The following is an 11,808-nucleotide window of genomic DNA, read 5'->3' on the forward strand; positions in this document are numbered from 1 at the left end:
CGGTGATGCCGTGACGCATGCCGCCTTTGATGCCACCGCCAGCCAGCAAAGCGGTGAAACAGCGTGGGTGGTGATCGCGGCCATAGGTTTCCGGATCCAGCTGGCCTTGGCAATAAACCGTTCGTCCGAACTCACCCGCAAACACGACAAGAGTATCGTCGAGCAATCCGCGTTGTTCTAAGTCACGCAGCAACGCCGTCGTCGGCTGATCGACGTCCTGGCATTGTCCGCGAAGGTTAATGGGCAATCGGTTATGGTGATCCCAACCGCGATGGAACAGTTGGATGAAACGCACATCACGTTCGGCCATCCGCCTTGCCAACAAACAATTTCGTGCGTAAGAACCGGGATTGTTGACTTCCGGCCCATACATCGCCAACGTTTCCTGTGTCTCGTCGGAGATGTCGGTCAGTTCGGGAACCGACGTTTGCATTCGGAACGCCATTTCTTGCTGTGCGATGGTGGTCTCAATTTCGGGATCCCCGATCTCAGCAAAGTGCTTTTGATTCAGTTGCCCCAATGAATCGAGCATTCGTCGCCGGATTCCCGCATCGACACCGGTTGGATTGGAAAGAAACAAGACCGGATCGCCGGTCGTCTGAAAACTTGTGCCTTGATGTTTCGATGGTAAGAAGCCGCTGCCCCAAAGTCGTGCGTACAGAGCTTGCACGTTGACCTTGCCACTCCAATAAGCCGACGGCATCACGACGTAGTCCGGCAGGTCTTTGTTAAGCGAGCCGAGTCCGTAGCTAAGCCATGCTCCCATGCTGGGTTTGCCCGGGATCTCTGAACCGGTGCAGAACGACGTCTTGCCGGGGTCATGATTGATCGCGTCGGTATTCATCGAATCAATAAAACACAACGTGTCGACCTGAGTGGACAAGTGCGGCAGCAATTCACTCATCCAAAGTCCGCTTTCGCCTTTTCGCGAGAATTTGAAAGGGCTGGGCATGATCAATTGTTCTTTGCCCTTGGTCATCGCGGTCACGCGTTGCCCCATGCTGACCGAGAGGGGCAGCGGTTTGTTGAATTGCTTTTCAAGTCCTGGCTTGGGGTCGAACAAATCGATTTGACTTGGCGCACCCGCCATGAACAAAAAGATGACCCGTTTTGCCTTTGGGGCAAAATGGCAGCCGGGCGGAATCTTCCCAGTGGAATTGGCCGTTGCAGCCGTGGCGAGGCGAGGTTGGCCCAAAAGCGATGCCATCGCGGCGGTACCCAGTCCCATTCCTGCATTGGTCAGGAACCGACGACGATTGCCCAGCGTTTCAATCTTGTGGGAAAGGTGCATCGTTTAGTCCTTGGTTTTGGTGATGTCGAGGTTGTACAGCGTGTTGCAAATGACGGTCCAGGCAGCCAGTTCCGCCTTCGCCTCTGCAGTGTCGAGAGTCAGGTCGCGACAAAGGTCGTTCGCCAAATCAGGATGTTGCTGATAGTAATGTGTCAAATCAATCAACAAGTTTTCGATGATCTCACGCTCTTGCTCGTCGGGCAGTTTTGCTGTGACCGTTTCCCAAGCAAACTGCAGCCGCTGTTTGCGCGGTTCGGCAAGCGTTGCCTGCGCCAAGTGACGTGCGGCCAGCAAATATTCGCTTTCGTTCAGTAGCAACAATGCTTGCGACGGTGTGTTGGTCCGCTCACGCCGAGCGATACAGGCATCGCGAATGGGAGCGTTTAAAATCGTCATTTGCGGTGGCGGCATCGCTCGTTTCCAGAACGTGTAGATGCTGCGGCGATAGATCGACTCGCCAGAATCGGGTACATATCGCTCACCCGTCATCGAAACGGCCTGCCACAATCCATCAGGTTGGGGTGGTTTCACACTTGGCCCATGCATCTTGGTGGACAGCAAACCGCTGGTCATCAAAATTTGGTCGCGGATCATCTCCGCATCCAAACGATAACGAGGTCCGCGGGCCAATAGCCGATTTTCGGGGTCAGCCTTGAACTGCTCGGGTGAGCCATGCGAGGCTTGCCGGTAGGTCTTCGACATCGCAATTTGTTTGACGAGGGCCTTTACGTCCCATCCCGATTCGACGAACGAGACCGCCAATTCGTCAAGCAACTCAGGATGACTCGGCACCTCGCCCTGATTGCCAAAATCTTCCGACGTCTTGACCAGACCGACGCCGAAGAACGATTGCCAGAAACGATTGACGGCGACGCGAGCGGTAAGCGGGTTCTCGGGAGCCACGAACCACTCCGCCAGATCCATTCGGGAAGCGACTTGCGACGATTTCTTTAGCGGCGGCAAGAAGCCGGGAACGTCTCGATCGACTTTTTCGCCGGGAGCATCGTACTGACCCCGAATCAGAACAAAAGTCTCTCGAACGTCTTCGCGTTCCTTCATCACCATGACCTTTTCCACTGATCGCTCGATGGTGTCGCGTTGACGGTTGAGCTCTTTGATTCTTTTTTCTAAGGCAGATTTCTTTTTCTCTAGCTTCTTCAGAGCACGGTCTTCCTGCTTGCCGTCTTCCGGCTTGGCGGGTTCATCACCGTTCGGCTCTACACCGAGTGCGTTTTCATTGTATTTTGCGTCCGAGGATACTTTGCTTTTCGTTTGCTTGGCCATTGATTCAATGGAGGCCGTCAATCGCTGAAGTTGATCGTTAGTCTGGGCAAGTTGTGCGTCCAAGCGGTCGAGTTCCGTCTGTTGTTTCTCGGTGGGAAAGCGAACAATCGGTTCCTGCAATCCTGCGACGGTTTTTCGTGGGTTGGTCTCGGGTTCCGCGTCGATGTTGTTAAAGAAACCGTACAGCGCGAAAAAGTCCTTTTGCGTAATCGGATCAAACTTGTGGTCATGACATTGGGCGCATTGCACCGTCAGCCCCATGAACGCGGTTCCAACCGAGGTGACACGATCTAAGACGTTTTTTACATGGCTTTCTTCGGGCAGCGCGGTGCCTCGGTCGATGATCAGATGCAATCGGTGGAATCCAGACGCGATCCACTGATCTTTGCTCGGTTCCGGGTACAGGTCGCCAGCTAATTGGTAGCGAAGGAAATCGTCATAGCGAAGGTTTTCCTTGAACGCTCGGATGACCCAATCACGATAGGCGACATGGTTGCGATAGAAATCCTTGTGCATCCCGTTGGTGTCGGCAAAGCGGACCAGATCCAACCAATAGCGAGCCATGTGTTCGCCAAATTGCGGGCGAGCGATCAATTCGTCGACAAGTTGCTCCCAAGCGATCTCAGGAGATTGTCTGTACACTTCGGCGAAACGACGGAACTCGTCGCGCGTTGGCGGCAAGCCGGTCAGATCAAACGTTGCCCGGCGAACCAGGGATCGTGGATCGGCCTCGTCGGCAGGCGACATGCCATTCGCTTCGAGCTTGCGGAGCACAAACAAGTCGATCACTTGCTTGCTCCAATGTTCTGCTTTGCCGACTGGCGTCTTCGGCCTTCGGGGCGGAGAAAATGCCCAGAAATCTTCGTAATTGGCGCCTGATTCGATCCAGGCACGAATGAGCTGCTGTTCCTTTTTCGAAAACGGCTTTAGGTGCGAGTCCGCAGGCGGCATTCGCATCGATTCATCATCCGTGGTGATCCGGTTCCATAATTCGCTATCGTCAATCGAGCCAGGTTCAATCGCGATACCAATTGCCCCTTCGTCGCCGTGTGCATGGTCCAGCCGCAGTCCTGCTTCGCGAGACTCGGGATCAGGACCATGACAGGCAAAACATCGTGACGAAAGCAACGGACGGATGTCTCGATCGAACGTGACATCCGCGGTTGGCGTCGCTGCTATCCCGCCACCGTTATTTGCTTCCGCTGCACTCGCTTGCGGGAGCACAGCGATCGCAACGGTGAGTAGCAACAAGGGCCAAACGATTGCCCAATTCCACAGCGAGTTTTCACCGACACGTACGTTTTTGGCGAAAGTGGCATACGAAAGCGCTTGCTCACTGCCTTTTTGAACATCGGTCAATTTAAATCCCCGGCTGAATGTTGGACGTTTGGCCATGAATCGGATCTCCTGGCTGGGCAGTCTGGCACATTCCAGCCCACTGTCAACATTTCGTGGGCAGCTCTATCCATTCCCGAATTCGCACAAGTTTTTGCGAGAATTCCATAATATAGTTTTCTTGCGACAAAAAAATGCGGTTTCGTCAATGGATACGCATCGCATTTTTGCCTCCGATCGCAGCTGTTCACGACAACGTTCAAAGCTGGATCATTTGTCTCAGCGATCATATTTCTCAGCAATCGTTTTCGGTGGGCAGCCCGACATTGTTTTTTCCGACATCTGTCTGCCTGATAAATCGGGCGACAAAGTCGCCCAAGCATTGAGGTCGCTTCCTGAACTTGGCAACTTGAAAATCATCGCCGCTCGTTCAAAGCAACCCGCTGTCAGCCCTAACTAAAACCAGGCGTGATCTCGGCGTTAGGCATTCGGGCATCTCGATCAGCCGTCTGCGGTGACCCGGTGGGCGATCCGCGGTGACGACCTTGCCCGCTTTTTAAGAGCGGTTGAACGTTTTTCGATCAAGGTGATCGATTCAAGTCAAAACGTTGGCCCAAAACTGATCTCCGTTGGATCCTGTTGCTCAATTGTCCCTGGCGATGGATGATCGATCGCTGGAGACAAAAGCCTCCGAATGACTCCGTTTTTTCCAGCAAAAGTGCTCGTTCTCGCGGACTTCGACGCAATCGCAAAACCGTCCTTTGGACCGCGGACTTTGACCTTGGCGGCAGGTCATTAAGGGGGCCGCGATCTTGCTGCGAGGTGGCCTGGACGACCCCCCAAATCAATTCACGCAGCGGAGCGATTTTGGTGGCATGAGGATTGCTTAATGCGTCACTTCCGCCCACGAGCGTTCTAGACTTTTTTCCCAGCAAGCAATACAAGAGCGAGCAATCAATTCGACGTTTGGCATGTTCGGCGTCTGGACTTGATTACGGCAGAGGTTTGTCTTTCCGTACCCCCCAAATCCGTACCCCCCAAACAAGATACTGACGACACGAACGAGATGAGCGATTTAAACCGTAAGATAATTATCGCCATCCCCAGGATTGCCGCCGTCATTGAGAAGCACACTCAAAATGATTTCAAGCATTACAAGACGACCACGCTAACGCGGCGGATCCGTAGACGGATCCTCGTGCTCAAGCTTTCGTCGGTCGATGACTATATCGAACTGTTGCAATCGTCACGCGATGAAGTCTTTCGGCTGTTCCGTGACCTGTTGATCAGTGTCACTGCGTTTTTTCGAGACGCAAATGCATTCGAGTCTCTGGCACGCGACGTTTTGACACCGCTGGTCGATCGGCATCAAGGCGAAGGTCCGCTTCGGATCTGGGTCCCCGGCTGTGCGACCGGCCAGGAAGCCTACTCGATTGCGATACTGCTAGCCGAGATCCTTGAGCAATGCGATAGGGAAGTCAGTGTACAGATCTTTGCGACTGATCTGGACGAACGTGCGTTGTCGGTTGCGAGGTCGGGTAGTTATCCGCTTGGGATTCGGGATGAGGTTACCGCAGAGCGGTTGCAAAGGTTCTTCGGCAAACGCGGGAACCGTTATGTTGTGAATAAAAAGATTCGCGACATGATCTTGTTTTCCGCACACAACCTGGTCAGTGACCCGCCGTTTACCAAAGTCGATCTGATCTCGTGTCGCAATCTGCTGATTTATCTCGGAGCCCATCTGCAAAAGAAACTCATTCCGCTGTTTCACTATGCGTTACAACCGGGTGGCTACCTTTTTCTCGGTCCTGCTGAAACGCTCTCGGTCAATCGAGAGCTGTTTCGAACGTTACACACAAAGCATCGACTTTATCAGCGACGTGTCACTGCCCTCGATCGTCCTCAAACCCTCGAGCCACCCGTGATGAACTTGAATCGTTTTGGTACTCCTGCGGATGCGGGCAACAGCGAGCTTGACTTGTTTCGGTATTCACAGCAGATCATCTTGAGTGAGTTTGCTCCGCAATGGATCGTTTGCGACGACGAAGGTCAGATCCATTCGCTGTCATCGGACCCGGCTCCGTTTCTGAAGATCACGGGAGGCAATTTCAAGAACAACATCATCACGATGGCGCACGAGAATTTGCGGACCGGGCTACGTGCTGCGTTTAGCGAATCGAAAGAGCATCGACGTCGGGCATTGTCCGAAGGCATGTCGATTCCGGTGGAAGGTGGCATCCAACGAGTTCATATCACGGTTCAGCCAATTCCGGAGATGGGATCGGATCAAAGTCTGCACCTGGTCGTTTTTCATCGCATCGGCTCTCCTTTGCAAGCCAGAATCAACGATGATTCGATCAACGCAGCAGCATCCGGCGGACTCGTCGATTCGACCGCGGGGCAAGTCATCGAGCAATTAGAGCTCGAACTGCTGCGCACTCGCGACGCCCTTGAACGCACGGTCCAAGAACTCGAAGCGTCGAACGAAGAGCTGAAGTCATCGAACGAAGAATTGCTCTCGATGAACGAGGAGATGCAATCGGCCAACGAAGAGCTCGAAGCATCCAAAGAGGAGCTGCAAACCAGCAACGAGAATCTCGTTCGCAGCAACAACGACATCCAAAATTTGCTACGCAGTACCAGGATTGCGACGATCTTTTTGGATAACCAGTTGTGTATCCGTGGCTTCACGCCCGCGGTGAAAAAAATCTATGATCTGCGTGAAAGTGATGTTGGTCGCAAGCTGACAAAATTTGCGTCCGAGGTCGAGGGAATGCCGCCGCTTCCGGATCCGCATACGTTGTCAGACGACGATGAAATCGAGGATATGATCGGACAGATCGCCGGTCGTACCTACATTCGCCGAGTCACCGCGTACCGGGGGACCGACGGAGAACACGATGGCATCGTCGTTACGTTTAGTGACGTGACCGAACTGAGTGACAGCCAAGAGTTGTTCAAGACGCTGGTCGATGTCGCAGCCCAGATTGTATGGACGACGGATGCGGACGGCCGAGTCGTGGAAGATTCACCGAGTTGGCGTGCATTTACGGGACAATCTTACGAGCAGTGGCTTGGAATCGGTTGGGTCGACGTTGTCCATCCCGATGATCGCGATGGCATTAGACAGGCGTGGCAGGATTGCATTGACACTGGCAAAACGCTGGACCACGAGTTTCGCCTGCGGCACCACAACGGCAATTATCGTTGGACCCAGGTGCGAGCCGCTCCCATCCGCAACCGCGATGGATCGATCCGCCGCTGGGTAGGGATGAACATTGATGTTCATGACCGGATCATGGCGGAAACCAATTTGCGTCGCAGCGAAGAGCTGGTCCGCACGATCGCCGAGAACTCAACCAATGCGTTAATCATGATGGATGAAAAGGGTTACTTGACCTATTGCAACCAAGCCTGTCTGGAGATGACAGGGTTTGATGAAGACGAGATTCGGTCGAAGCCGCTACACGATCTGATTCATCACCATTATCCCGATGGACGCCCTTATCCGATGGCGGAGTGCCCGATCGATCGTGCGTTGCCCGAGGATTTCAGTGTGCGTGCACACGAAGATTTGTTTTTCCGCAAAGACGGCACGTCGTTTCCGGTGATGTGTGCAGCTAGCCCGATTTTTCGCCACGGCGTGCCGGTTTCAACCGTGATCGAAGTTCGTGACATTAGCCATGCGAAAATGGTCGAAGCGGAGCTCCGCGAGAGCGAGGTGCGATTTCGAGAGATGACCAATGCGGCGCCCGCGATGATTTGGGTGACCGATGAAAATCATTACTGCACGTTTCTGTCGCAGAGTTGGTATGACTTCACCGGCCAATCGGAAGAAGAGGGGCATGGGTTGGGCTGGACCACCGCAGTTCATCCCGATGACCAGCAAGCGGCGAAGAAACAATTTTTAACCGCAGCGGAACAGCGAGCGGAATACGAGATTGATTTTCGGTTGCGGCAAAAAGATGGTTCCTATCGCTGGGTCATTGATGCTGGAAAACCACGCTTTGACAAAGATGGGAACTTCGCCGGCTATGTCGGTAGTGTGATCGACACGCACGATCGTCACGAGGCAGTAAGGAAGATCTCGATCAGTGAAGAGCGTTTGCGAAACGCGGCGGAAGCCGCTGGTTTTGGGATGCTGCACGCCGACTTGATCGCCGGGACGGTTGGATATTCTGATGAGTTCAAGCGACTGATTGGTTTGCCAGACGATGACGATCAATACATTCTGGATCATAAAATCCCAGACTGGGTTCATCCCGACGACCGCGAGATTTGTTTCCGTTTTTTCAAACGGCTGCCAACGCTGCCCGAAGGCGTTAGTGACACCGTCGAGCACCGCGTCTTAAGAAGGGATGGGCAAATCCGGTGGGTGCGAATCCATGCGCGGCCGATCTATAGCGGCGAAGGCGAAAAGCTCCGCGCGACGCAGTTAATCGGAACGTTGATTGACATTACGCAGCAGCGTGAATTCGAAGCCTCACTACGCGAAGCACGTGAACAAGCCGAAGCGGCGAACGAGTCGAAAAGTGCCTTCCTGGCCAACATGAGTCACGAAATCCGTACTCCCATGACGGCGATCTTGGGCTACACAGATCTAATCGCTGAAAAGGTTCACGATGATGAAGCATCGATGTGGGTTCGTACGATCCGCCGCAATGGTGACTTCCTATTGGATATCATCAATGACATCTTGGATTTGTCCAAGATCGAAGCAGGGAAATTGGACATCGCTCAAGAGACGTTTTCGCTTGCTCGACTAATCGAAGACGTTCGCGTCATCATGGATGTTCGTGCCGGTGAGCGAGGTATCAAGCTCTCGGTCGAGTACCAGACACCGCTGCCAGTTTGGGTTCGGTCCGATGGGAAGCGTTTAAAGCAGATTTTGATCAATCTTGTCGGCAACGCGATCAAGTTCACTCCTGAAGGTGGTGTCACGTTGCTGGTGTCATTTGTATCCGGGCAACTTCGTTTTGATATTGTCGACACGGGGGTCGGCATTAGTGAAAAGCAACTTGCAAATCTGTTTCAGCCGTTTTCTCAAGGGGATGGGAACGTCAATCGCGAGTTTGGCGGCACCGGATTAGGACTCGCGATCAGTCAACGCTTGGCACAAATGCTCGGCGGCGAAATCACGGTCGAAAGTGCTTTGGGACGCGGTAGCAAATTCACCGTCATTGTCGCGGTGGCGGAAGTCGCTGAGTCCAACGTCGCCTCACCCAGCGCAACGGATCACGCTTTACGAACTTCGCATAAATCGGTAACGGTCAATGCCGAGATTCTGATCGTCGATGACCGCCGCGACATTCGTTTCTTGAGCAAGACATTTCTAACTCAAGCTGGCGCAAGTGTCTGTGAAGCCGAAGACGGCCAATTGGCGATCGACATGGTCAAACGTTCGATCGATGAGGGACAGGCGTATCATCTGATTTTGCTAGACATGCAGATGCCACGGCTTGATGGCTATCAAACCGCACAGCGATTACGTCAACTTGGTTACCATGGCCCGATCATCGCGCTGACCGCCGACGCCATGCAAGGTGATATGAACCGGTGTATCGAGGCCGGATGTAACGACTATCTGAGCAAGCCGATCGACAAGGCGGTGATGCTCGAGAAAATCGAGCATCATTTGCAAAATGGCTCTGTGGGAATGGTCCCGGATTCAGCAAAGAGTCATTGGCAACCATCTGGGAAATAGAACATGCTGAAACAAAGTAAGCCGGCTGAGGTTGCGGCTTCTTCGGTGTTTGCGATTGCCGCCGCGCAAATGGTTCATTGCGCCAGGGTGAAAGAGAAACGGCTTCAGCGGCTGTCACGAAATCGGCACAGTCACGAAATCGGCACACCGATTGCATCGACGAACAGGCAAAGGGAAAAAACAATGGAAGGATCAAAAATCCTCATCTGTCAACGATGGAGACTATTTCGATGTTTTGACGCCAGGTTCGACCGCAGCGGGGATCAGCTTGAACCGCGGATCGCCTTCGACCGTGCGAATTGCTCGTTCGTCGCCCAAGTACTTGCGGCGTAGGTCCACGAACGGACGATCGCGAGCCTCCTTTGATGGATCGTAATCGGGATTGATGGCCGGTGTGTATTTCACGTCGACGTTCGTATCAATCCAATCATTCAATTGCACGAATAATTCTCGAGCCTTCTCGGGCATCGCCGCGGACAATTCGTTCTGCTCGTAGGGATCCTTCGTGATATTGTACAGCCGCAGCGCACCGGACCAATCGAAAATCAATTTCCAATCCCCACTGCGGACGGCGGATGAAGGAGCCGATGGCAAACCGTCTTCGGGGTTCTCGACGATCACATTCAGAGGATAGTGCTGATAGAACGTATCGCGGGTGTATCCACGTTTCGCATTGGCGGGGTCGTCAAGTAACGGAGCGATAGTGCGTCCGTCGATTCCGCCCGGTTGGATATGTTTGGAAAGATCGTAGCCGGCCAAATCCAAGACCGTCGGAAAGATGTCGTTGCAATCGACCGGAACACTGCACCAGCGGTTGCCGTCGACATGGCCTTTCCAGCGAATCACTAGCGGCACGCGAATGCCGCCTTCGAAATGCGTCCCCTTGCCTCCCTTAAACGGAGCGTTGTTGGTCGCGAGCGGATCGGTGTACATCACTCCGCCGTTGTCACTCATGAAGACAACCAAGGTGTTTTCGTCCAGCCCGGTTGCTTCGAGCGTATCAAGAATCCGACCGACCGAGACATCCAATCGTTTTAGCATCGCCGCATAGATGGCATTGTCATGTCCGTTCCAACCGCGTGACGATTTGTTTTCAAAGTGGGCGACATCGTCGGCACGTCCTTGAAACGGAGTGTGAACCGCAAAGTGACAGAAGTGCAAAAAGAAGGGCCTGCCGTTTGTCTTCTGCGAATCGGCTCGACGACGCAGGTAGTCGATTGCATGCTCGGTCAATTCATCGGTGAGGTATTCTTGCCCAAGGTTTCCGCCCGATTTTCCACGCAACAATTTCGCTTGTGGTGTTTTGGGGTGCAGTTTTTGTCCGCTATCCCAAATGCCTCGCCAATTGAAGTAGGGCGATCCACCTTCGTCGAGATACGAGATTTCTTCAAAACCTTGGTCTGACGGTTGCCAGCCCTGCGATCCATGACCACCGACATGCCATTTACCGATAAAGGCAGCGTCATGTTCGGGCATTGCTTCGGCGATCGTCGTTTCATCTTGTCCATTGTCCGACGGTTGGCCTGACGCCAGTGCATCGCGGGTGGTGCCGTTGAGCAAGGCTTGCTGAATCTCGATTTTGTCTTCCCAAACCAATGCGTCCTGAGCGACATAGCCTTGCGGTATCTCGATCGCCTGGTTGTAGAACGTTCGCACATTACCACCGACTGCCGTGGTGAATCCCGTGCGCGCCGCGTACTTGCCCGTCAACAGACTAGCCCGCGCCGGTGAACACAGATGGCAAGCGTACGCCTGCGAGAACGCAAGTCCTTCCTTGGTCAGACGATCGAGGTTCGGCGTTTCGTAGTACATCTGCGCAGGATCGGTCCCCGTGAACTTTCTCGCATAGGCATTCATGTCAACGATGCCCAGATCGTCCGCGAGGATGACGATCACATTGGGCTTTGCGGCATCGAGCGAAGAATTGAATGCCAAGCTGAAGCAAAAAAGAAGAAGGAACAATCGATTCATCGTGAGGACCGTGGTAAGAATTGTGTTGCAGGCGACGGAGTGGGAGCAGTGCGAGTCAAGTTGAGGGATCAACAAGCTGGGACGTTTCCGAGGAGTATTTTGTCCACAGTGCATCCAACCGCGAGGCGATTTCACTTTCGTTACCCACGATTAACCAGTAGCGATATCGAAACGTTGTCTTGCGACCTAGCGGAACGCGGTCGATCGGTGCGACATGCATGCA

At 53.5% G+C, this 11,808-nt stretch carries 4 protein-coding genes; 1 reads left to right on the forward strand and 3 read right to left on the reverse strand.

Annotation, left to right across the window (positions count from 1 at the left end; all coding sequences use genetic code 11):
- Both ABX962_RS18085 and ABX962_RS18090 read right to left on the reverse strand, forming a co-directional pair.
- Positions 1 to 1,291, reverse strand: a 1,291-nt coding sequence (locus ABX962_RS18085) for a DUF1501 domain-containing protein (protein WP_372721439.1), incomplete at its 3' end; no start/stop codon positions are given.
- Between the two features lie 3 nt (positions 1,292 to 1,294).
- A complete protein-coding gene (locus ABX962_RS18090) occupies positions 1,295 to 3,970 on the reverse strand; it encodes a DUF1553 domain-containing protein (RefSeq protein ID WP_372721440.1) in 2,676 nt (891 codons plus the stop codon).
- Between the two features lie 1,006 nt (positions 3,971 to 4,976).
- Between ABX962_RS18090 and ABX962_RS18095 the strand changes: the two genes are divergently transcribed.
- The gene (locus tag ABX962_RS18095) at positions 4,977 to 9,614 is read left to right on the forward strand and encodes a PAS domain S-box protein (RefSeq protein ID WP_372721441.1); all 4,638 of its coding nucleotides are present in this window, start codon (positions 4,977 to 4,979) and stop codon (positions 9,612 to 9,614) included.
- A 222-nt stretch (positions 9,615 to 9,836) separates the two neighbouring features.
- Here ABX962_RS18095 and ABX962_RS18100 read toward each other — a convergent pair whose 3' ends face one another.
- The gene (locus ABX962_RS18100; protein ID WP_372721442.1) at positions 9,837 to 11,585 is read right to left on the reverse strand and encodes a sulfatase; all 1,749 of its coding nucleotides are present in this window, start codon (positions 11,583 to 11,585) and stop codon (positions 9,837 to 9,839) included.
- Positions 11,586 to 11,808: the final 223 nt, after the last annotated feature.

Source organism: Novipirellula sp. (assembly GCF_041583735.1).
In the GTDB taxonomy this organism is placed as follows: Bacteria; Planctomycetota; Planctomycetia; order Pirellulales; family Pirellulaceae; genus Novipirellula.

Coding starts and splice junctions, on each gene's coding strand:
- ABX962_RS18090 (WP_372721440.1), bottom strand. CDS start 3,970: ATGGCCAAACGTCCAACATTCAGCCGGGGATTTAAATTGACCGATGTT.
- ABX962_RS18100 (WP_372721442.1), bottom strand. CDS start 11,585: ATGAATCGATTGTTCCTTCTTCTTTTTTGCTTCAGCTTGGCATTCAAT.
- ABX962_RS18095 (WP_372721441.1), top strand. CDS start 4,977: ATGAGCGATTTAAACCGTAAGATAATTATCGCCATCCCCAGGATTGCC.